This is a genomic window from Sulfitobacter sp. 15WGC (genome assembly GCF_005068605.1).
Classification (GTDB): domain Bacteria; phylum Pseudomonadota; class Alphaproteobacteria; order Rhodobacterales; family Rhodobacteraceae; genus Sulfitobacter; species Sulfitobacter faviae.
Genome location: NZ_SZNL01000007.1, coordinates 75,331 through 97,376, shown reverse-complemented (window position 1 = coordinate 97,376; position 22,046 = coordinate 75,331). Strand labels below are relative to the sequence as shown.

The window sequence follows — 22,046 nt, the reverse complement described above, 5'->3', positions numbered from 1 at the left end:
GTGACCTTGTTAATAAGATCGCTGGAGGATACAAAATGTTCAAAATCACCAAGCCCACCGCAATTTTCGCCACTTTGGGCGCGCTCACCGGAGGAGCCCTGAGCGCCGAGACCGAAGTCAAGATCGGCTACGCCCTTGCCCCCGACAGCCACTACGGCGTCGCGGCGCAGAAGTGGCAAAAGGTCGTCGAGGCCGAGACCGACGGCAAGTTCAGCTTCCGCCATTTCCCCTCCTCCGGTCTGGGCGGTGAGCGCGAGGTCGTCGAAGGCCTGCAACTGGGCACCGTCGAGGCGACCATCGTCTCCACCGGCACGCTGAGCAACTTCGTCCCCGCCACCGGTGTGACCGACATCCCCTTCCTGTTCCGCAGCCTCGACCACGCGCGCCGCGTGCTTGACGGGCCGATCGGTCAGGACATCTTGGCTGAGTTCGACGGCGCGGGCATGGTGGCCTTGGCTTGGGGCGAACAGGGTTTCCGCCACATCACCAACAACCGCAACGCCATTGAGACACCCGAAGACATCGCGGGCATGAAGCTGCGCACCATGGAAAACCCGGTGCACCTCGAAGCCTTCAACGCCGCTGGTGCCGCCCCCACGCCGATGGCCTGGCCCGAGGTGATCAGCTCGCTGCAACAGGGCACCATCGACGGGCAAGAAAATCCGCTCTCGGTGATCGTCTCCGTGAAGCTCGACGAGGTGCAGAAGTACCTGACCCTCTCGGGCCACGTCTATTCGCCCGCCATGCTGCTGGTCTCCAAACCCTTCTGGGAGGGTCTGTCTGATGAAGACAAAGCCGCCTTCGAGAAAGGCGCGACCGAGGCCGTCTCCGCCATGCGCGCCTTCGTCGATGACGTGGAGCAAAGCGGTGTCGAGACGCTGAAAGAGCGCGGCATGGAAGTGAACGAACTGAGCGAAGAGCAGAAGGCCGCTTTCCGCGCCTCCATCGAGAGCGCCTATGAGGGGTACTACGAGACCTACGGCAAAGAGCTGATCGACCAGATCGCCGCGACCGAGTAAGCGCCGCGACGGAAAGACGGACGGCCGGGAGCAGTGCTTCCGGCCGTTTTGCACGGGAGGGAAACCATGCGCAGATTGGAACAGCTATTCGTCAAGGTGAACGCCGCCGTGGTGATCGCCTGTTTGACGGGGATGGTCTTGGTCGTGGGGGCCAATGTCGCCCTGCGGTTCAGCACCAACCATTCGCTGTCGTGGTCCGATGAATCCGCCCGTTACCTGATGATTTGGATGGCCTTTCTGGGGGCTGGCCTTGCCCTGCGGCAGGGCGGCCATGTGGCCATCACCAATCTGCATGATGTGATGAACACGCGGATGCAGCGCATCCTGCGCGGGGTCATCATTTTGATTTTGCTGTTCTTCTTTGCCTTCATGGTCAAAGTCGGCTGGGACTATATGCAGCGCGCACAGTATCAGATGACCCCGGCGATGCGCCTGTCGTTCCGCTATGTCTATGCCGCCATGCCGGTCGGATTCACGCTGCTGATCGTACATCTGTTGCTGATCGCACGGCCCTTCATCATGGCGGGCCGCTATCACCAGCCCGAAGGTCAGACCGAAAACATGCCGGGAGCCGCCAATGGCTGAGATCCTCTTCATCTCGCTTTTCGTGCTCATGGTGCTGGGGCTGCCCGTCGCCTTTGCCATGGCCATTTCCGTCTTTGCCGCCATCGGTCTGGGCAGTTCCTACCCGCAGATCGTGGTGGTGAAGGAGATGTTCTCGGGCCTCGACAGTTTTCCACTGCTGGCCGTGCCCTTCTTCATCCTCGCCGCCGAGATCATGACCGGCGGGGCGATCACCCACACGCTTTTGCGTTTCGCGGCGCAATTCGTGGGCCATCTGCGCGGGGGGCTGGGCTATGCCAATGTGATCTCTTCGACCATGTTCGCAGGCATCTCCGGCTCGGCCCTGGCCGATGCGGCGGGCCCCGGCGCGATGATGATCCGCATGATGGAGAAAGGCGGCTACGACCGCTCCTACGCCGGGGCGTTAACGATCTCTTCCGCCGTGGTGGGGCCGATCATCCCGCCTTCGATCGTGATGATTATCTATGCCTTGCAGGATCAGGAAGTCTCGGTCGGGTCCCTGTTCATGGCGGGTGTCATTCCGGGGCTGCTGCTCGCCGGAGGGAGCCTTGCGGCCAACGGTTGGGTCAGTTGGAAACGCGATTACCGCAGCGATGAGGCCCGGCCCGAGCGTGCGCAGATGTGGCGCAACAGCCTGATGGCGCTGCCCGCGCTTGGGCTGATCGTGCTGATCGTTGGCGGTATCCGGGGTGGCATTTTCACCCCGACCGAAGCGTCGGTCATCGCCGTGTTCTATGCGCTGTTTTGCGGGTTCTTCGTCTACCGCGCTTTGCGCCTGCGCGATTTGCCGGGGTTGATCCTACGCGCGGCGCTGATCTCATCCGCGGTGTTGCTGATCCTTGGGGCCGCGCGGGCTTTCGCATGGGTCTTGGTGATCGAAGGCGTGCCGCAGTTTCTGGCCGAGACGATCATCGCGTGGGAGCTTTCGCCGATCCTGTTTCTCTTGGCGGTCAATGTGCTGTTGCTGCTCTTCGGCCTCTTCATGGATCCGCTGCCGGGGGTGATGATCCTCGTCCCGATCCTCGCGCCGATCAGTCACGCGCTCGGCATCGCGCCGGATCATTTTGCCATCGTGGTGATCGTGAATCTGACGCTGGGGCTGACGACGCCGCCGGTGGGGAGCCTGATCTTCGTGGTCTCCTCGGCGGTGAACCTGAAGCCCGCCGCACTGATCCGCGAGATGCCGCCGTTCTTTTTGGCGAATTTCGTCGTGTTGATGTTGCTGACGTTTGTGCCAGCTTTGAGCACTTGGCTACCGAGCATCAGCGGCTTCTAACTAGGTTCCGCCCGGCTAAAAGCCGGGCAGCACCACCCCGCGGGCCGGCGCTGCCCTCAGCGTTCAATCACTCCGTCTGAATCCAAACCGCCTTGGTATCCAGATACGCCTGCAGGTGCTCCACGCCACCCTCCTTGCCGTAGCCCGACATCTTCAGCCCGCCAAAGGGCACCGCCGGGTCGATCGCGTGGTACATGTTCACCCAGACCGATCCGGCCTTCAGCTTCTTCACCGACCGATGCGCCACCCCGAGATCGCGGGTGAAGATCCCCGCCGCCAGCCCGTAGGGCGTGGCATTGGCGCGGGTCACGACCTCCTCCATCGTGTCGAAGGGCAGGACCGAGATCACGGGGCCGAAAATCTCCTCCCGCGCGATGGTCATCTCGTCTTTCACATCGGCAAAGATCACCGGTTCGAGGAAGTTGCCGCCCGCGTAGCCCGCCCCCTCGGGCCGACCACCGCCGGTGACCAGCCGCGCGCCCTCGGCCTCGCCCTTGGCGATATAGTCTTCGACCTTCTCGGTCTGCACGGCATTGATGAGCGGGCCGAGATCGGTGCCTTCGTCAAGGCCATGCCCGATCCTCAGCCCCCGCGCGAAGGCGGTGAGCTTCTCGATAAACTCATCCTGAATCTCCCGCGCCACGAAGAGCCGCGAGCCCGCGATGCAGATCTGGCCCGAATGCGCATAGACCGCCATCGCCGCCACCGGCACCGCCTTGTCGAGGTCGGCATCCTTGCAGATGATCAGCGGCGACTTGCCCCCAAGTTCCAACGTGATCCGCTTGAGGTTCTCCACCCCGGCCCGGGCGATGGTCTTGCCGGTCGCGGTCGAGCCGGTGAAGACCACCTTGTTCACGTCCGGATGCTCGGCCAGCCGCGCCCCGGCCTCGCGGCCCGTGCCGGTGACCACATTGACCACGCCATCTGGCACGCCCGCCTCTTGCATTAGCCGCGCGATCATCAAGGGCGTCAGCGGCGCATCTTCGGAGGGTTTCAGAACCACGGTGCAGCCGGTGGCCAGCGCCGGGGCGATTTTCCAGATCGAGGCGGCGGTCGGGGCGTTCCACGGGATGATCGCGCCCACCACGCCGACCGGCTCGCGGGTGGTGAAGGACAGCATAGACTGCGAGATCGAGTTTTCGATCACGTCACCATGCAGCGCCACCGCCTGACCTGCGTAGAAGCGCAGCATCCCGATCACCCGCCGCTTATTCCCGAGCGTCCGTGCCAGCGGCAGCCCCATGTCGGCGGTGTCGGAGACACAGAGCTTCTCCCAATCTCGCTCCATCACATCGGCGATGCGCAACAGCACCTCCTGCCGGTCGTAGGGGGTGAAGGTGGACCAGACGCCTTCGAAGGCCCGGCGCGCGGCATCCACGGCCAGATCGACATCCCGCGCCCCGCCGCGCGGCACTTCCGCCAGCTTGCGGCCAGAGGCGGGATCTTTCACCTCGATCACCGCGCCGGAGTACGCGGGCACGTCCTGACCGTCGATGAACATCGGGCAGAACTGCCCGTGGTAAAGCGTTTCGGCAATCTGGTGGGGGTCGCGGGTCAAAGTCATTTCAGCCTCATTCCATTAATGCGCCATTCCTATCAATCGAATTGTCGGTTTCAAATATACAAAGCCCTGTTTGACCAAGAAAATCCGGCCCTGCCGCGTTGCACCGTGCCGGGCGGATCGCTAGAACTTTCCCCAAGGGAACCGCCGCAAGTGTGGCGGTGGCAAGCGAAGGAAAATCCATGAAAATCGGTATGATCGGTGTCGGCCTGATGGGCCACGGAATTGCCCGCAACGTGATGCGGCGCGGGGGTTTTGCGCTTGGCTATTTCGACCACCCCGGCAACCAGCCGACCGATGAGTTGGACGGGCTGGGGGCCACCGCCTTTGACAGTCTGAGCGATCTGGCGGCCGCATCCGACGTGATCATCCTCTGCGTTACCGGCTCGCCGCAGGTCGAAGGGATCCTGACCGGAGAGGGCGGCGTCATCGTGGGGTTGAAGCCGGGTGCTGTGGTCGTCGATTGCTCGACCTCCCTGCCCGCCTCGACGTTGAAGATGGCCGAGGCGGTCAAGGCGGCGGGGGGCGATTTTGTCGATGCGCCGATGACCCGCACCGCGCAGTTTGCCCATGAGGGCAAGCTGAACCTGCTCGTCGGCGGTGACGCGGCCACGGTCGAAAAGGTCTCTCCGGTGCTCGCCGCCTTCACCGAAGAGGTCAAACATGTGGGCGCGGTCAGCGCGGGCCATCGGCTGAAACTGCTGCACAACTATGTCTCGGTCGGCTTCATGTCCCTGCTGGCCGAGGCGGCTGCGCAATCGGCAGATGCGGGGATCGATCCGCAGAGTTTCGTGGATGTCTTGGCGGGCGGCGGCGGTGCCAGTGTCGCGCTTGATCGGCTGTCGCCCTTCATCACCAGCGGCGACCGCGAGGCGCTGCCCTTCGCGATCAGCAATGCGCTGAAGGATTTCGACTATTACCGCCAGATGTCCGCCCAAGCGGGCGCGCAGGTCGAGATTGCCGATGGGGTCTATCGCGCCCTATCCCAAGTCGTCGAAAAGGGCGCGGGCGATGCCTATGTCCCTGAATTGGTGCAACATTTCCGCAAGGGTTAAGCTTGAGGGGTCAGAGCGTCAGCGTCCCGATGCTCGACCCGCCGCAGACGAAGAGCGTCTGGCCGGTGACGAAACTATTGGCCGGATCGCAGAAGAAGAGGAAGGCGTTGGTCACGTCCTCCACCTGCCCCAACCGCCCCACGGGGATGCGCTTGGCCAGCGCCGCTTCGCGTTCGCTTTCTTTCGGGATGATGCCCCAAAAGTTATCCGTCTGCACCGGGCCGGGGGCCACCACATTGACGGTGATGCCATGCGGCGCAAGCTCCAGCGCCCAAGTGCGCGCCATGCCGATCATCCCCGCTTTAGAGGCTGAATAGGCCGTACGCGTCGGCGCACCCAAGGCGGCGCGAGAGGCGTTGAACATCACCCGGCCAAAGCCGCCTTCTTTCATCGCGGGCAGGAAGGCTTGCAGCAGTGTCAGGGCCGAACCGAGGTGCAGTTGGGCAAGGCCGGTGATGTCTTCGGGCTTGGCCTCCTCAACCAGATTGGGCCAGATCAGCCCCGCGTTATGCACCAGATGGGTCACCTCATGGCGCGCGGCGATATCCGTAGCAACGGCGGCGACGGAGGCGGGGTCGAGCAGGTCGGCTTCGATATGCTCGCAGCCTTCCGCCTCCCATTCCGACTTGCCTCGGGCGATCGAGATCACGCGATAGCCGCGTTCCAGCAGGCGCTGCGCCAGATCGGCGCCGATGCCCTTGCTGCCCCCGGTGATGACGGCGGTGTATTCGGTCATACTCTTTCTCCCGGTATCAGCGCCAGTACCCGCAAGGGGCTGCCGGTGCCGCCTTTGATCTTAAGCGGCGGTGCGATCAGCATGGCCCCGGTGGGCGGCAGTTGGTCGAGGTTGCACAGGCATTGCAGCCCATATTTCCCCGCCCCATGCAGCAGGTAATGCGCCGGGAAGGGCGGGTCGTAATGCATCCCCTGCCCCGCGTCGGTGCCGACCGTTTCCGTGCCAAAGCCGCGAATGCCGCGCTCTAGCAGCAGTTCGATGGCGGCGGGGGTGGGGCCGGGCGAATGGGCGCCATCTTCGCGCATGTTGAGGTAATCCGCGCCGCTGCGTTTCGACCAATCGGTGCGCATCAACACCCAAACGTCGGCGGGGATCGGCCCGTGCTGGGCCTCCCAATCGCGGATGATCTCGGGCGTCAGCTCAAAGTCGTCGTTCTGCGCCGCCCCCGCCGAGCAGTCGACCACCACGACAGGGCCGATGAAGGCTTCGGGCGGGATTTCATCCACCGCGCCATGGGCCACGTCCTTGCCCGAGACCCAGTGAATGGGCGCATCGAAATGGGTGCCGGTGTGTTCGTTCAGCGTGAGGTTATGCCACTTCCACGCCGGTCCACGGTGATCATAGGCCGAAACCTCCTCCATCCGGAACCGCGCACATTGGCCGAACTCTGGCGGCAGGACGATGACCGGGAAGTCCGGGTCGAGCCGATGGGTCAGATCGACGACCTTTGCCGCACCGCTTGCCAGTGCTTCGGCCAGTGTCGTAATTGCATCGCTCATGCGCCGCCCCCCCGCGTTTCGCGTTCCATCAAGGCCGGATCGTCCAGCCAGCGGGCCAGCGCATCTTTGGCCACGTCACCGCAGGCTACCTCTTCCAACCCATCGACCAGCCCGCGAACCACTGTCCGCGCCAGCGCGCGGGGGGCGACTTTGGGCGGCGGCAGAGGTTGGTGCCATTCGTCATCAACGGGGCCGGTGTAGACATTCATCACCCGCAGCCCCGATCCGGCAAATTCCGCCCGCATCGTCTGGCTGAGCGACCGCGCCGCCGCTTGTGAGGCATCGAAACCGCCGAAACCCGCCTCGGGTGCCAAGGCCCCGACCGACAAGAGATTGACCCAAGCCACCGCCGAGTTCACCCCATCTGCCGTGCGCGCGGCCATCGCGGGGCCAAAGCCCTGCGCCAATCGCATCAGGCCCAGCACATTGGTCTCCATCCCCTCGCGGGCAAAGATCGTGTCACTGCCCAGCACCCCGCCGGGGCGGATGAATTGGGCGGTGTTGATCAGGATGTCGACCTTGCCACCGATCTCTGCCGCGAGGCGCGAGACGGAGGCCCCATCGGTGACATCAAGCGGCATGAGGCTGACGCTCTCCATCCCCTCGAAGGCCGCGCGGCCTTCCCACCGGCGCCAATGTTCCGGCTCGCCCAGGAATATCTCCGCCGCGCCAGCGCTCAAAAGCGCTTGGGCCAGCGCCAGGGCCAAGGGCGAACGGGCATCGGTGATCAACACCCGCCGATGTTTCGGATCGCTCGACATTTCGCGCAGCATTGGATCGTCTTGCATCAATTCGCTTCCCTCTCGCGGCAGGGCCACCATGACCCCCTGCCCGGCCCGGTCCAGTTTCAACGCCAGCCGCACCGCATCACCGCGCCCGACTTCGCCATGCAAATGGCACACCGCCACCGGCCCCGCGGCCAGTTGCACCGTGCCGATGCGCCAGGGCAGCCGCTCGCGAAAATACGGGTCGGGCGAGACGCGGATCGTGGTTTCGGCCAAGACCTCGCCCGCGCGGTCCGTCTCGCGCCAATCCAGCGCGACGGACAGGCATTTGCAGCAGGCATCGCGCGGGGGGTATTGCACCGCCCCACAATCGGCGCAGTGTTGCAAGGCGAAGGTGCCGCGCCCGGCGGCGATGGCAAGGCCGAGGGCCGCGCGCGACCGCTGCGCGGGCGGCAGCGTCGGCACCCTGCTGCGCTTTTGCGGGTTCTTCTTTCGGGGCGGGGTCAGTGGGTCAGTCATGGCGCGCCCCCTTCGATGATCGCCGCGGCAGAACAGACGCCCCGGTCATAGTTGATCATACCAAAGCCCGAGACCAAGGCCCGCCGGGCGTTGGCCACCTGTGTGCCCTCGGCCTGACCGGTCACCTGCCGGATCGCCTCGACCAGCCCCAGATAGCCGCCCGCGGCCCCGGCTTGGCCGACCGACAACTGCCCGCCCGAGGTGTTGTGGGGGAAATCGCCGTGGATCGTCAGATCCCGCCGCCGGGCAAAGGCGGCCCCCTCCCCCTTGGCGCAGAACCCGAGGTCTTCGAACTGCATCATGGAGATCACTGGGTAGTCGTCATAGGTTTGCAGCAGATCGACCCCCTCCGGCCCATGGCCCGCCATCTCGTAGAGCTCACCGATATCCACGCCCCAGCCGCCGCGCAGTTGCATCGGGTCTTCGGGGTAGGCGTTGTGCCCCTCGATGGTGCCGCTGATCCGCGCGAAGGGCAGGTCGCGGCGCAGGGCCTCATCCTCGCGCATGACCAAAAACGCCTCGGCCCCGGCGCAGGGCATGACGCAGTCGAACAGCGCGATGGGGTCTGAGATCATGCGCGCATTCAGGTATTGGTCAAGCGTCAGCGGGGTTTTCATCAGCGCATCGGGATAGCAAAGCGCATTGGCGCGTTGCGCCACGGCAATTTGGCCAAAGTCCTCTCGCGTGGCGCCGTATTCCTGCATGTAGCGGTCCATCAGCAGGGCGAAACTCGCGTTCGGGCCGCCGAAACCATAGGGAAAGGTTGCGTCCATCGAAAAGCGCGAAAAGCCGCTGAGCAGGCTGCGAAAGCTGTCGATCCGGTTCGCGTCCCCCGCCACGCAGGCCACCAGATCCACGTCGCCCGCCTGCACCGCCCGCGCCGCGCGGCGCAGCGCGATGAGCCCGCTGGCCCCGCCCGTCGGCACGGTATCAAGCCAACGCGGGCTGAGCCCCAAATGCTGGGTCAGCCCGACCGGCGTGTCCGGCGCAAGCGAGAAGCTGGAGACCGAGAACCCGTCCAGTTCGCCCGGCGCGATCCCCGCCTTGCCCAGCATCGCGCGCAGCGCGCGGGCGATCCACCAATGGGCGGTCTCATTGCTGTAGCGGGCATAGGGCACCGAGGTGGGCGCCGCGAGGACGACGCCGTCATAGCCCCTGCGCCTCATGCCGCCGTCCGTTTCTTTAGCCCGCGCAGGTCTTGCGTGGCGGGATCGTCCAGCAGGTCGGCGGCCAGCGTTTTCAACACCCCGCGTTGGAGTTTCTGCGTCGCCGTCAGCGGCAGCGCCTCAACAAAGGCGATGAAGCCGGGGGCTTTGTAATAGGCAAGTTGGGTCAGGCACCATTCGGTGATTTCACGGGCCAAGACGGCAGGGTCAGCACCGGCGTCCTTTGGCACGATACAGGCGAAAACCTCATCCCCGCGCACCGCGTCAGGCACGGCGGCCACGGCGGCGCTGGCCACGGCGGGGTGGCGCATCAGGGTCGATTCCACCTCGACCGCCGCGATGTTCTCGCCCGAGCGGCGGATCACGTTTTTCTTGCGGTCGACGAAATACATCGCACCATCCGGCGCGCGGCGCACGATGTCGCCGGTGTGGAACCAACCGCCCGCCCAAACCTCATCCGTGGCCTCGGCATTTTTGAAGTAGCCCGCAAAGAACCCGCGCCGGGGTTCGGCACCGGCGCGGCGCACCAGCAATTCGCCTTGATCGGCCTCTTGCCCGGCATCGTCGAGCAGCCGGACCTCCAGCCCCCCTTCGGGCGCGCCGAGGCAGCTTTCGCCCACGCGGCGCGGTTCGCGGTTGGCGCAGATCACGGCCCCCGCGCCGGTTTCGGTCATGGCCCAAGCCTCGACCAATGGAAAACCGAAACGCGCCTCGAAGGCGGCGTGCAGTTTCGGGTCCACCCCCGCGCCGAAGCCAAAGCGCACGGCATGGTCGCGGTCGGCTTCGCTTGCTTCGGCCCCCATGAGCATCGAGGGCATCACGCCAAGGTAGTGCAGACAGGTCGCCCCCGAGGCCCGGACCGAGGCCCACCAGCTGCGGGGGTGGAAGCGGTCGAGCGCGGTCAGGCAGCCGCCCACGGCGATCATCGCCATGAAGGAATAGGCCATCGCGTTCATGTGAAAGATCGGCAGCGGCGTGATCATCCGCTCGCCGTCTTGCGAGAGGGCGCAAAGCCCGCCGGTGTCAGCGTACCACCGCCCGGCGTCGAGGAAATAGGTGTTCGTCAGGATGCAGCCCTTGGGCTGGCCGGTGGTGCCTGAGGTGTAGAGCAATGCGGCCTCGGCCTCCTCTGCCCCGCCTTGCCGTGTCGCGATGGTCTCACGCGTTGCGGGCGCGGGCAAGGGATCCCCCGGTGCGATCACCGGCATGTCGCGCCCCGCTTGCCGTGCCGCCGCGCGCAGATCCTCACCCCGCGCGGGGATCGCCACGGCCAAGACCGGCTCGGCATGGTCGATCATATAGCTCAGCTCTGCCGCGCGCAGATCGGGGTTCACCGGCACGACCGACAGTCCCAGACCGTTCAGCGCCAGCCACCAGAGGAAGAAGACCGGGCGGTTCTCCATCAGCAGCATGACACGTTGGCCGGGCAGATAACCCGCCGCCGAAATGCGCTTGCGCAGGGCGGCAACCTCGCGCGCGGCTTCGGCATAACTCACCTCCCCCGCCGCGATGCCGTAGATATCCGCCGTTTCCGGCAGGACATTCAGAAAGCCCCGTTCGGGGTGCCGCGCGGCGGTGTCTTCAAAGGCCGCGTGGACCGTTCCAGTCTCTGCCCCGATCATGGCAGCAACTGGATGTTGCGGAAGGCCGCGTCGCAATTCACGATATCGACCCGTTTGTTGGCGATGCGGAGCCGCCCCTCGACCAGCGCTAACTCATGCCGCGCGGTGACGGCGAGCAATTGCTGCTTGTCCAAACGGGTTTCGACGTAATGCATGAAGGTGGTCGTGACGAAACGCCCTGCCTCCGTGTCCATCTCATCCACGAAAGGGCGCTGGATCACATGGTGGCAGCGGCTTTTGGGTTTCTGGCTGAAGGTGCGCGCGCCGTTCAGACGTTCGACGCGCAGCTTGAGCATGAACATATCCTCATACATCAACGAGGTCTCGTTGATCGGGTCTTTTTGCTGATAGTCCAACGGCATCCAATAATGCCCATCCGGCAGCCAGAGGTTGAGCCATTCGGTATAGCGCCCCTCGTCCAACATGCGGACTTCACCATAGATGAAGTCGATCAGGCTTTCGCGCGTCACAGTCATTCCGCCGCCTCCGTCTTTTGGCCCATGGTCATGAACTTGACCCACGCGTGGAATTGGTTGCGCATCTGGCGTTCGGTTGTGCCGTTCTCGACTGCTTCGACCTCGAAGTCTTCGTCCTCTTCGATCAGGCGCTGGATGTTCACCCATTCCAGCCCGTCGACCATCAGCCCTTCCTGCGCGCGCTCGTACATCTCCAGATCGTCATGGCCGACGATGGAGGTGGGCGCGTTGATCATGCGGTTGTACATCGCGGTGCGTGCGGTCAGCTCATCGGGCGCGTCGACGAGGCGGTAGATGTAGCTTTCCACCACGGTCCGGTCGGCGGCGATGGGGATGAAGACCCGCAATTGCTGGATCGGCCCCTTGATCATGATGTTGGGGAAATAGACCGTGTTGTGGCGGTTCTCATCGAGGATCGCCTTGGCCTTCTCCTCTCCATAGCTGTCGCAGAGCGCTTCGAAATAACCGGGGATGGCGGAATAATCCGAGTGGATAGAGTGGTTTACGCCAGTGTGCCCATGCCCGTTGGGCCATGTGCGGATGCCCATGCCTTCGAAGAAATCGTAAGGCGACATGAAGGGGGCGATGATCTCCATCGCGGGGGGTTTAGGCGCGTCCTCGGGCAGGCCCAGTTCTTCGTAGAGCTTCACCGCTGTCCCGGCAGAGCTTTCATGCGCCACCATCGGGTGACAGGTGTCGGTCTGGTTTTCGACCAGCATCTTCCAGTTGCAATGATGCATGTAGCGCAGCGGCGGGCCGACCACTTCGAGCCGTCCGGCGGGGGAGCGGTCAACCATATTGTCGAGCGAGGACAGGCTTTCGCCAAAGAACTCTTCAAAGCTCATACCCTCTTCGGCCAGCCGCGCAAAGATGAAGCCGCGGTAGTTTTTCACATCGCCGACGCTGCGCATCCCCTTGCCGCTGTCGGTCTCTTCCAGCCCGGTGTTCTGGTAGCCCTTCTTAAGCGGGATCGCCAAGAGGCAGCCATCGGTCTTGAAGCTCCATGCGTGATAGGGGCAGCGGAAGAATTTGCCGGTGTTGCCCTGCCGGTCGATCACGATCTTGGTGCCTTTGTGGGGGCAGCGGTTCAGCAGGACATGGATGTCGCCCGTGGAATGGCGCACCTGAATGACGGGCTGGGTGCCGATATGGGTGCTGAAATAATCGCCCTTGTTCGGGGTCTGGCTTTCATGGCCGACAAAGACCCAGGCATTGGCGAAGAGATGCTTCATCTCCTGCTGGAACACCTCTGGGTCGGTGTAGATATCGCGGTGCACCTGATGTGGCTGCACGAGGGCGGCCAAGGCCGCCGGGCTGTCGTAACGTCCCATGAGTTCCTCCCTCAGATGTCGAGCACAAGGCGCGGAGATTTCGCGCGGCTGACGCAGATTTGCATGACATTGCCCGCCGCGCGCTCGGCCTCGGACAGGACCACGTCGCGGTGATCGGGGGTGCCGCTGAGCACATCGCATTGGCAGATGCCGCAGTCGCCGCGCTGGCAGTCGTACATGACATCGACACCGCCCGCCTCCAGCACGTCGATGATCGACTGGCCGGGGGGGGATGGTGAAAACCTCCCCGCTTGAGGCAACCTCAACCTCAAAGGCGCTGTCGCCCTCTTGCTCCTGCGGCGCGTCGAAGAGTTCGAAATGGATGCGCTCGGCGGCGACGCCCGCGGCTTCGGCTTTCGCCTTGGTCGCTTCGATCAACCCTTTGGGGCCGCAGACATAGAGATGCGCTTGGGGCCCAAGGCTGTCGATCACCGCGCCGAGGTCGAGCGCCGTCGCGTCATCATCGCAATGCAGATGCAGCGCCTCGCCGAAACTCTCGCGCAGGGCATCGCGGTAGGCCATAACGGGCGCGCTGCGGCCCGTATAGTGAAAGGTGAAGTCCTGCCCCGCGGCCTTGAGCGTCGCCGCCATCGAGATCATCGGCGTGATGCCAATCCCCCCCGCCAGCAGCACGGCGGGCGCGTCCGGGGACAGGGGGAAATCGTTCTTTGGCGCGGCGCAGGTGATCTCTGCCCCCGGTTTCAGCCCGTGCATATGGGTCGAGCCGCCCTTGCCCTCGGGCTCGCGCTGAACGGCGATGCGGTAGCTTTCGGGGGCCTCGGGGATCGGATCGAAGGTGATCAGGGAATAGGCGCGGCTGTCGCCATCGGGCAGATCGAAAAGCACATGCGCCCCGGCGTCCCAATGCGGCAACGGGTTGCTGTCGGCGGCTGCAATCTCGAATTCGCTGATGCGATCGGTCAGCGCTGTGACCCTGCGCACGATGGCGTTGATCTTCGACATGTGATGTCCTCCCCTGCCAAACAATATGATTTTTCATATAGTTTTGGTCAAGGGTTTTCTTGCCAAGCGCGAATTTGCCCGCCATTTAGAGAGGCCGAGGCGCAAGGAGCCCTCTTTCCATCAAAGGGTTAATTGGTGTGACGCAGCAAAAGACCGACGCAACCGCCCAAAAGGAGACGGGTCAGGAGGGGGGATTCGTCTCGGATTACCTGCTGTATCTGTTGGCGGCGGCCAGCGATGTGGCGAGCGCGCAGTTCCACGCGCAGGTGCGCAAGGCGGGGCTGCGGGTGCCGGAATGGCGCGTGTTGGCCTGCCTGTCGGACACTGATGGCGCGATGATCACGCAACTCGCGCGCCGGGCGCTGGCCGAACAATCCCGCCTCACGCGGATCATCGCCCAGATGGAAGAACGCGGCCTGCTGCTTCGCCGCAGCGATCCAGCCGATGGCCGCCGCGTGCGGGTGTATCTGACCGACGCGGGCCGCGCGCTGGCCGCCGAACTGGTGCCGCAAGCGCGCCGCCATGAGGCGGCCTTGATGGAAATGCTGAAGGGCAACGAGGGGGCGCAGTTGAAACCGGCGCTGAAATCGCTCCTCGCCGCCTTGGACGACACGGGCGATCTTCGCGGCTGATCAGCGCCCTTGCCCCGGGCGCAAAAAATGGTTCCAATCGTGCTGTAAATGTGAATACATGAAAAAGCATATACTTGGCTATACGGGTTTGGGAGAACCCCGCCAAGGCATATCGAACGGTATGGGGAGGAGCCCAAAATGACCAAATTCACCAAGTTTCTCACGACGAGTGCGCTTGCGCTCTGCACCGCGACCGGCGCTTTCGCCGCCGAGACGCTGACCATTTCCACATGGCTGCCGCCAAGCCACCCGGTCAACACCGGCATGTTCACCCAATTGACCGACATGATGGCCGAGGCCAGCGATGGGCTGATCGAGACCGAGTTGAAAAACGGCCTCGCCCCGCCGCCCGCGCAGATGGACCTGCTGCTGGACGGTGCCGCCGATATCGCCATTCTGTTCCACGGCTACACGCCCGGTCGTTTCGTCGGCACGAAACTGGTCGAAATCCCCGGCTACGAAGGCAACGCCGAGGCCGCATCGGTCGCCCATTGGCGCCTGCATGAGGCGATGCTGTCTGAATTGGACGAGCACCGCGGCGTGAAGGTGATCGCGCTCACAACCCACGGGCCGGGGCAAATCCACTCCAACAAAGAGGTCAACACCCTCGACGATCTGCAAGGGCTGAAAACCCGCCTCGGCGGTGGTGTCTCGGCGGATGTGGGGGCGGAGCTTGGCCTCGTCGGCATTCAGGTGCCCGCGCCCAAGGTTTACGAAACACTCGATTCCGGGGCCGCCGATGCCGTGGCCATGAACATGGGCGAGCGGATCAGCTTCAAGCTCAACGAAGTGGCCAAGAACGTCTATGAGATGCCCGGCGGCTTCTACCGCGGTTCCTTCTCGGTCATCATGAGCCAAGAGACCTTCGACAGCCTGCCCGAAGACGTGCAGCAAAAGCTCGACAGCGAAGTCTTTGGCGAGACGGCGAGCCGCATGATGGGTGCCGTCTGGGACCAGAGCGACGTTGACGCGCGTGAGGCGACCGAGGCCGCGGGCGACAACAAGATCGTCACCGCCTCGGAAGAGGATCAAGCCCGCTTTGCCGAGATGGCCGCCAAGGTGCGCGACAAGGTGATCGCAGAGCTCGACGAGGCCGGTGTCGATGGACAGGCCGCCTATGAGATGATGCGTGAGGAAATGGCGAAGGCCAGCCAGTAACCCCCACCGCCAAAGGGGCCGGGCGCAAACGCGGTCGGCCCCCAGCCAGGGAACCGCCATGCGCTCTTTAATCCGCCTAACCACCGCCCTCTCGGCCCTGCCGATGACGATGGCCTCTCTCGCGCTCTTCGCGCTGATGGTGCTGACCTTTGCCGATGTCATCATGCGGTCGGTCTTCAACGCGCCCATCGAAGCTGCGACCGAGCTGATCCGTATCGGCATCGCGCTGATCGTTTTCTCTGCCCTGCCGGTCCTGTCGGGCCGCGAGGGGCATATCGCCGCCGATCTTTTGGACCGCCCCTTTGAAAACTGGGGGCTGCAACGCTGGCGCGACGGGCTGGTGACTTTGGGCTGCGGGGTGATGCTGTGGTTTCCGGCGGGGCGGGTCGTCGACCTCGCCTACCGCGCGCTCAGCTATGGCGACGTGACCGAATATCTTGAAATCCCGACCTTCTACATCGGCATGTTCATCGCGGTGATGACCTATCTCACCGCTGTCGTGCTGATCCTGCGCGGGCTTCTGCGCCTCTTTGCGCCGCAACTTCTGGACCCTGCCACATGATCGCCTCTGCCATCGGCTTTGCCGCCGTTTTCGTCCTCGTCTTGCTGCGCTTGCCGATTGCCTTTGCCATGGGCCTCGTCGGGATGATCGGGCTGGTCTATGAGACCAGCTACCGCGCATCGATCTCCATGGTGTCGCGGCTGATCATCGACACCAGCCAAGACTACGGGCTGTCGGTGATCCCGCTCTTCATCCTGATGGGGCTTTTCGTCAACAAAGGCGGGATCAGCCGCGAGCTTTACCAAGTCTCTAACGCCTTTTTGGGCCACTTCCGGGGCGGTCTGGCGATGGCCACCATCGTCGCTTGCGGGGGCTTCGCCGCGATCTGCGGCTCATCGCTCGCCACCGCCGCCACGATGTCCAAGGTCGCCATGCCGGAGATGCGCAAATACGGCTATTCCGACAGCCTCTCGACCGCCTCCATCGCCGCCGGGGGCACGCTCGGGATCCTGATCCCGCCGTCGGTGATCCTCGTGATCTATGGCTTGCTGACCGAGACCTCCATCGGCGCGCTGTTCATCGCGGGCATCGTGCCGGGGGCATTGGGCATCCTGCTCTATCTCTGCGCGGTGCGCTTTTCCGTCGCCATGAACCCCGAAGCCGGCCCCGCCGGCCCCCGCGCGACATGGGGAGAGCGGCTGCGCGCGCTCAATCACGTCTGGTCGGTGCTGGCGCTTTTTGCGCTGGTCATCGGCGGGCTCTATGGGGTCTTGGACTTCTGGCCGATCCACCTCGCCTTCTCCCCGACCGAGGCCGCGGGCATGGGGGCGGCGGGGGCCTTCCTCATCGCTTGGGCGCGCGGCGGGCTCAGCTGGCGGGGCCTGCGTGAAGTGCTGGAGGAGACGACGCTCACCTCGGCCTCGCTCTTCTCGGTGTTGATCGGGGCGTGGATCTTCTCCAACTTCGTGAACCTCGCGGGGCTGCCCGAAGGGCTGCTGGCCACCGTCACCGCGCTCGACCTCGGGCCTTGGGTGGTGATGGGGCTGATCCTTCTAATCTACATCGCGCTCGGCTGCATTTTCGAGAGCATGTCGATGCTGCTGCTGACGGTGCCGATCTTCTTTCCGCTGGTCACGAGCCTTGGCTTCGATCCGGTCTGGTTCGGCATCATCGTCGTCGTCGTGACCGAGATCAGCCTGATCACCCCGCCGGTCGGCCTCAATGTCTTTGTCCTTAAAGGGGTGGTCGGCGATGTTTCCACCGGCACGATCTTTCGCGGGGTCACCCCGTTCTGGCTTGTCGATATCCTGCGGCTGATCCTGCTGCTCGTCTTTCCCGCGCTGGTGCTGTTCCTGCCGGGTCAGATGTAACCCCCTGCCCTCTCAGCCTCATCGCGCGCGCCTGTTTGCACTTCGACAGGCGCGGCGCGATAGTGCGGCCAAATCACCAAGGATGAGGCCAGCATGAACATCGACCTACTCAAAGACCTTTGCGAAACCCCCGGCGTTCCGGGGCGCGAACACCGCGTGCGCGATCTGATCACCCGTGAGATCGAAGGGCTGTTCGACCATGTGGAGACCGACGCCATGGGCTCCCTCCTCTGCCGCCGGGATGCGACGGCGGGCGACGGCAAGGCGCCCAAGATCATGCTGCTCTGCCATATGGACGAGATCGGCTTTCTGGTCAGCCATGTGTCGAAAGACGGGTTCCTATACCTCCAGCCCGTCGGCGGTTTCGATCCGCGCAACCTCTTCTCGCGCCGGGTGCTGGTCTGCACCGATCAGGGCGATCTGAAGGGCGTGATGAACCCCGGCGGCAAGCCCATTCACATCTCCTCCCCCGAAGACCGCAAGAAGATCCCCGAAGTCTCGGAATTCTTCGTCGACCTCGGGCTGGGCGAGAAGGCGAAGGAGATCGTCAAGGTCGGCGACTTCGTCGTCATGGACGAGCCTTTTCTTGAGATGGGTGAGCAGTTCGTCTCCAAAGCGCTCGACAACCGCGTGGCCTGCTGGCTGGGGATCGAGGCGATCCGCAAGCTGGCCGATAAGGGGCGTGGCGCGGAGATTCATGTGGCCTTCACCTGTCAGGAAGAAGTTGGCCTGCGGGGCGCGCGCACGGCGGCCTATAAGGTGCAGCCCGACATCGGCCTTGGCATCGACACGACGCTGGCCTGTGACACGCCCGGCGTGCCCGAGCATCTCTCTACCACGCGGCTCGGTAAAGGCTTTGGCCTGCACGTCCGCGACAGCAGCTTCATCGCCGATGTGGACCTCGTGCGCGACATCGAAAAACTGGCCGAGGCGCGCGACATCCCCTTCCAACGCACCATGCTTGCCGCAGGGGGACAAGACGGTGCTGCGGCGCAGCAAGCTGCCGCTGGCGCGCGGGCCGTGGGGATCGTGGTCGGCACCCGCTACATCCATACGGTGACCGAGATGGTGTCGAAAGGCGACCTGCAAGCCGCACTCGACATCCTCGTGGCCTATCTTGAGGGCTTCGACGGCAAGGCAGCCTAAAGCCCCCTGCCCCCCCCTGCGCATCACGCGTGTTCAGGGGGGGGCCGCATCCTCGGGGGCTTGCGGCAGCCAAACGGTAAAGGCCGCGCCCCCTTCCGCCCGATTGCGGACCGTGATGATCCCCCCGGCCCGCTGGATCAGCGTCTGAGAGATCGACAGGCCCAATCCCGTCCCCTCCCCCGGTTTGGTGGTAAAGAAGGGATCGAAAAGCGAGCCGAGCAACGCCTCAGGCACTCCCGGACCGCTGTCATGCACCGACAACGCCACACCGGCCACGCCGTCGCGGTCTTCAGGGCTAAGGTACAATGCCAACCGCCCTGCCCCCTGCATCGCCTGCACCGCATTGACCACAAGGTTCACCACGACCTGCTGAATCTCTCCGGAGTCCGCACGCACTGGCGGCACCACTTCCAGATCGCAATGCACCTCGATCCCGCCCCGGCTGATGAGGTGATCGACCAGCACGAGACAGTCCTGCACCAGAGGCCGGAGCGCAATATTATGTTCACAATCAGAAAACTCGGATGGCGCGGCGAACTTGAGCAATTTGCCGACGATGACCTCGATCCGTGACAGCTGCCGATCGATCAGGCCGAGTTCCGTCGCCACCAGCTCTGCATCCGGGCCGAGCGTCTCCCGGATGACATCGACATTGCCCATGATGACCGCGACGGGGTTGTTGATTTCATGCGCCACCCCCGCGGTGATTTCCCCGATGGAGGCGAGTTTCTCGCTCATCACCAATTGGCGAAAGGTCTGCTCCAGCTTCTCGTTCGCCTCGCGCAGTTCAGCAGTGCGCTGATCAACCCGCTGGTTCAACGCATCATTCCAGCTGCGCAGCTGCCGGTCGCGTTCCTGCACCTGCTCCAGCAACCAATCGAGGTGATGCGCCACCGCCCCGATCTCATCCCGCGCAGGGACCGCGCCGATCCGCGCCGAAAGTTCCCCCTTGCCGACCCGGTGCATGACTTTTGTCATCCGTTCAAGCGGCGAGAAGATACCGCGGGCCAGCCAAAGGAACACCGGCGCCGACAGCGCCAGCACGGCAAAGAACGCGGCCAACATCCACCAGAACGCCTCCCGCTTTGCCTGCGCGAAAGGTGCTTCGAGGAAGCCGACGTAAAGCATCCCCACCCGCTCGCCGAAACTGTCCGTGATCGGCTGGTAGCCAGAGATGTACCAATCGTTCACCACGAAGGCCCGGTCGAGCCAAGTGCGCCCATCAATCAACACGGCCTCCCGCACCTCTGCCGAGACCCGCGTGCCAAGGGCGCGCACATCTTCGAAAAGACGCACATTGGTCGAGATGCGCAGGTCATCTAGGAAAAGCGTCGCTGTGCCCTGCCTGTCGCCACCGGTCACCGCGTTGAGATAGACGAGGTCATTGATCGTATCGATAAAGTTGAGGTTGCGGTTCAACAGCATCCCGCCGACCAAGACCCCCTGCCTGCCGTCCAAATCAACCGGGCTCGCAGCGTGAACCACCATGCCGCGGTCTTCGATCTTTCGGTCCGTGGGCACGGCGGCGGGGGTATCGATCACCGGAACCTGCGCGCGGACCGCGAGGGCGTCGTTCAATCTTGTCAGCCGTGCGTTGCTGAATACGTCGATCTCCGCGCCGCTTTGACCCCGCGCGGCGCGGGCGATCACCGGCCAGTTCTCACCGTCTCCGACGGCGACGTCGATGGGGAGGAATTGTAGAAAATCCAAACCCAGCCGGTCCTGTATCTCGGCGAAGAACGCGCCCCGGTCTGCGTTCGGGTCGTCCAACTGCTGGGCGAATTCGACGGACCCGGCGACGGCGTCCAACTCATTGCCCGTCTGCGCCAACAACCGCGCGAGATATTGGTTGGCGATCCTCAGCTCGCTTTCAACATTCGCGATGAGGACTTCGTCATAATCCGCCGTCCAGCGTGACATGCCCAGAACCAAGAGAAGCGGCATCAGCACAATGAGCGGTGTGAGCGCGAGGACAAGCAGGCGGAGGCGGACAGAGGTCATGGGTTTTCCCGGAGAGCTTCACCTAAGTTAGCGGTTGAACCGAGGAGGGTGAAGCATATGGAGAGATTTTGCCCGCTAGAAAGCCCAATTTCGGAAATTGCCAGGCGTCATTTAACCTAAGTCACTGTAAAAACTATGATTTTCAAATTGTCAGCTGACAATTTCGCCGGTTTGCCAAGGCTGAGACCATCGGACCAAGGGAAAAGGCACCATTTCGAGCCATCTGCGTCAAACGCCTTAGATAAGCTCCGGGGCTACGGATCGTCGCGGCTTTCTCAAGCAAGCAAAGGACCGTCACAGCAGCGCTCTCCGGGCCCATGTCTCGTTTTGCCTCATTTAGCACAGGCGGGTCAATCCCCAGCATTGGAGCAATCTGGTCTCCGACCCGAACAACGTCTCCCCAGTTTCGCATCACATCCGGGAAAAAGCTGCGAACCTCTGTGCAGGCATCCACGACATCCGCGAATGATACGCCTTCTTCTTTCGCAGAATAATCAGGTTCGGCTTTGTCAGGCGTACGCGGGGCCACATCACCGTGATCGCGTTCTTCAGAGCCAAAATAGGATTTATCTGAATCCTGTATGTGCCGCTCATTTTCGCCGTCAGTTACGCTCATTTGACCGGTAAGCGGGGCAGGGGAGAGGGGTGCTGTTTCGCCCACAGGTTCTTCTCCACGGGCATTTTCAAGTGTCATACGGAGCGCCGTCTCAAGCTGAGACAATGCTATTTCATTCGGTTTGCGCCGCAGAATCCGGCCCGCCTCATCAGCCAATCCCTCGCCGCAACCCTTCCTGATCAGCCCATGGCGGAGGACCAGAACGCGATCCCTCAGCGCCTGCAAGCGCTCCTGCTCTGCCTCGGCTGCCTGAGCTGCCGTCTCAATCATCGCTGCCTGCACCACGAGGGGGGCGAGGTCAAAGCCAAAGGCCAGCGCAATGGCGCCCCCGTGGTTCCGTGCAAAACGCTTTCGGTTGGGGCTATCATGTCGCGCAATCAGGCCCACGCGGACCAACTGTGCCAGATGCCGCCTCAGAGTGCTCTCCGGCATACCGTGAAGCCGTTCTGAGAGCCGGGCGTTTGAGGCGAATACAATGCCCGCCGCGCCATCTGGAATATGCCGGCTTGGCAGAAAACTCAGCAAAGCCTTCAATACGGTGAGAGTGCGGTGCGACAGCTCGAAAGCCTCTGCCGCGGTTGTCAGCCGGTCGAGCAAAGCCCATTTGTCCGGCCCCTCGCATTCCACTTGGGCAGCCGATTTCGGCCGCCCGAACGCAGTTCGGAACGTGTTTTTCATTTGAAATCACGAAAGACAACAAAATACCGGCCCTATCCCATCGGGTAGAGTTGACATCGATAAATCTTTGGGGCTATCTCGAAGGTGCAAAGTTTGAGAAGGGCCTTCCGGGATTTATCCTGGGGGGCTT

General features: G+C 63.5%; 21 protein-coding genes. 10 read left to right on the top strand and 11 right to left on the bottom strand.

The features are described from left to right. The first annotated feature begins 35 nt into the window (after nt 1-35). The 3 genes from FCK22_RS07880 (at nt 36) to FCK22_RS07870 (ending at nt 2,880) form a co-directional block, all read left to right on the top strand. Nucleotides 36-1,019, top strand: coding sequence for a TRAP transporter substrate-binding protein (locus FCK22_RS07880; protein ID WP_136720360.1), 984 nt, complete (start codon nt 36-38; stop codon nt 1,017-1,019). A 66-nt stretch (nt 1,020-1,085) separates the two neighbouring features. Next, entirely contained in the window at nt 1,086-1,604 is a 519-nt protein-coding gene (locus FCK22_RS07875; protein ID WP_067266504.1) for a TRAP transporter small permease, read from the top strand. Beyond that, nucleotides 1,597-2,880 (top strand): TRAP transporter large permease, encoded by a 1,284-nt coding sequence (locus tag FCK22_RS07870; protein ID WP_067266506.1) that lies wholly within the window; start codon nt 1,597-1,599, stop codon nt 2,878-2,880. Before FCK22_RS07875 ends, FCK22_RS07870 begins: the two co-directional genes overlap by 8 nt. A 67-nt stretch (nt 2,881-2,947) precedes the next feature. On the opposite strand, the gene FCK22_RS07865 is transcribed toward FCK22_RS07870, so the two are convergent. Then, nucleotides 2,948-4,444 carry an aldehyde dehydrogenase family protein gene (locus tag FCK22_RS07865; RefSeq protein ID WP_067266509.1) on the bottom strand — a complete coding sequence of 499 codons (1,497 nt, stop codon included), beginning with the start codon at nt 4,442-4,444 and terminating at the stop codon, nt 2,948-2,950. Nucleotides 4,445-4,602: 158 nt separating this feature from the next. Here FCK22_RS07865 and FCK22_RS07860 point away from each other — a divergent pair, with 158 nt between their 5' ends. After that, entirely contained in the window at nt 4,603-5,496 is an 894-nt protein-coding gene (locus FCK22_RS07860; protein WP_269451600.1) for an NAD(P)-dependent oxidoreductase, read from the top strand. Between the two features lie 10 nt (nt 5,497-5,506). Here the strand turns inward: FCK22_RS07860 and FCK22_RS07855 are convergent, their stop codons facing one another. The 8 genes from FCK22_RS07855 to FCK22_RS19280 form a co-directional block, all read right to left on the bottom strand. Beyond that, a complete protein-coding gene (locus tag FCK22_RS07855) occupies nt 5,507-6,232 on the bottom strand; it encodes an SDR family oxidoreductase (RefSeq protein WP_067266513.1) in 726 nt (241 codons plus the stop codon). Next, nucleotides 6,229-7,011, bottom strand: coding sequence for a cyclase family protein (locus tag FCK22_RS07850; protein ID WP_067266514.1), 783 nt, complete (start codon nt 7,009-7,011; stop codon nt 6,229-6,231). The genes FCK22_RS07855 and FCK22_RS07850 overlap by 4 nt, the downstream gene beginning before the upstream one ends. Further along, nucleotides 7,008-8,255: an SDR family NAD(P)-dependent oxidoreductase gene (locus FCK22_RS07845; RefSeq protein ID WP_067266517.1), complete on the bottom strand. Its 1,248-nt coding sequence runs from the start codon at nt 8,253-8,255 to the stop codon at nt 7,008-7,010. Before FCK22_RS07845 ends, FCK22_RS07850 begins: the two co-directional genes overlap by 4 nt. Then, nucleotides 8,252-9,421, bottom strand: a complete 1,170-nt coding sequence (locus FCK22_RS07840; protein ID WP_067266520.1) for a thiolase family protein — start codon at nt 9,419-9,421, stop codon at nt 8,252-8,254. The genes FCK22_RS07845 and FCK22_RS07840 overlap by 4 nt, the downstream gene beginning before the upstream one ends. After that, the gene (locus FCK22_RS07835; protein ID WP_067266521.1) at nt 9,418-11,043 is read right to left on the bottom strand and encodes an AMP-binding protein; all 1,626 of its coding nucleotides are present in this window, start codon (nt 11,041-11,043) and stop codon (nt 9,418-9,420) included. Before FCK22_RS07835 ends, FCK22_RS07840 begins: the two co-directional genes overlap by 4 nt. Then, entirely contained in the window at nt 11,040-11,519 is a 480-nt protein-coding gene (locus FCK22_RS07830; RefSeq protein WP_067266527.1) for an aromatic-ring-hydroxylating dioxygenase subunit beta, read from the bottom strand. Before FCK22_RS07830 ends, FCK22_RS07835 begins: the two co-directional genes overlap by 4 nt. Next, complete coding sequence (locus FCK22_RS07825) at nt 11,516-12,751, bottom strand: aromatic ring-hydroxylating dioxygenase subunit alpha (RefSeq protein ID WP_248646475.1); 1,236 nt, start codon at nt 12,749-12,751, stop codon at nt 11,516-11,518. Before FCK22_RS07825 ends, FCK22_RS07830 begins: the two co-directional genes overlap by 4 nt. A 110-nt stretch (nt 12,752-12,861) precedes the next feature. Beyond that, complete coding sequence (locus FCK22_RS19280) at nt 12,862-13,029, bottom strand: 2Fe-2S iron-sulfur cluster-binding protein (RefSeq protein WP_248646473.1); 168 nt, start codon at nt 13,027-13,029, stop codon at nt 12,862-12,864. A 139-nt stretch (nt 13,030-13,168) separates the two neighbouring features. Here FCK22_RS19280 and FCK22_RS19275 point away from each other — a divergent pair, with 139 nt between their 5' ends. The 6 genes from FCK22_RS19275 to FCK22_RS07795 all read left to right on the top strand — a co-directional run bounded on the left by FCK22_RS19275 (nt 13,169) and on the right by FCK22_RS07795 (nt 18,621). Next, a complete protein-coding gene (locus FCK22_RS19275) occupies nt 13,169-13,945 on the top strand; it encodes a hypothetical protein (protein WP_248646468.1) in 777 nt (258 codons plus the stop codon). Nucleotides 13,946-13,950: 5 nt separating this feature from the next. After that, nucleotides 13,951-14,445: a MarR family transcriptional regulator gene (locus FCK22_RS07815; protein ID WP_067266533.1), complete on the top strand. Its 495-nt coding sequence runs from the start codon at nt 13,951-13,953 to the stop codon at nt 14,443-14,445. Nucleotides 14,446-14,583: 138 nt separating this feature from the next. After that, nucleotides 14,584-15,603: a TRAP transporter substrate-binding protein gene (locus tag FCK22_RS07810; protein ID WP_067266534.1), complete on the top strand. Its 1,020-nt coding sequence runs from the start codon at nt 14,584-14,586 to the stop codon at nt 15,601-15,603. 58 nt (nt 15,604-15,661) lie between these two features. After that, entirely contained in the window at nt 15,662-16,165 is a 504-nt protein-coding gene (locus tag FCK22_RS07805; RefSeq protein WP_067266537.1) for a TRAP transporter small permease subunit, read from the top strand. Then, nucleotides 16,162-17,475: a TRAP transporter large permease gene (locus FCK22_RS07800; RefSeq protein WP_067266538.1), complete on the top strand. Its 1,314-nt coding sequence runs from the start codon at nt 16,162-16,164 to the stop codon at nt 17,473-17,475. The genes FCK22_RS07805 and FCK22_RS07800 overlap by 4 nt, the downstream gene beginning before the upstream one ends. A gap of 93 nt (nt 17,476-17,568) precedes the next feature. After that, on the top strand, nt 17,569-18,621 hold the full coding sequence (locus FCK22_RS07795) for a M20/M25/M40 family metallo-hydrolase (RefSeq protein ID WP_067266540.1): 1,053 nt from the start codon (nt 17,569-17,571) through the stop codon (nt 18,619-18,621). 33 nt (nt 18,622-18,654) lie between these two features. On the opposite strand, the gene FCK22_RS07790 is transcribed toward FCK22_RS07795, so the two are convergent. Next, nucleotides 18,655-20,622, bottom strand: coding sequence for a cache domain-containing protein (locus tag FCK22_RS07790; RefSeq protein ID WP_067266542.1), 1,968 nt, complete (start codon nt 20,620-20,622; stop codon nt 18,655-18,657). Between the two features lie 142 nt (nt 20,623-20,764). Further along, a complete protein-coding gene (gene repC, locus FCK22_RS07785; protein WP_067266543.1) occupies nt 20,765-21,916 on the bottom strand; it encodes a plasmid replication protein RepC in 1,152 nt (383 codons plus the stop codon). Between the last annotated feature and the right edge of the window lie 130 nt (nt 21,917-22,046).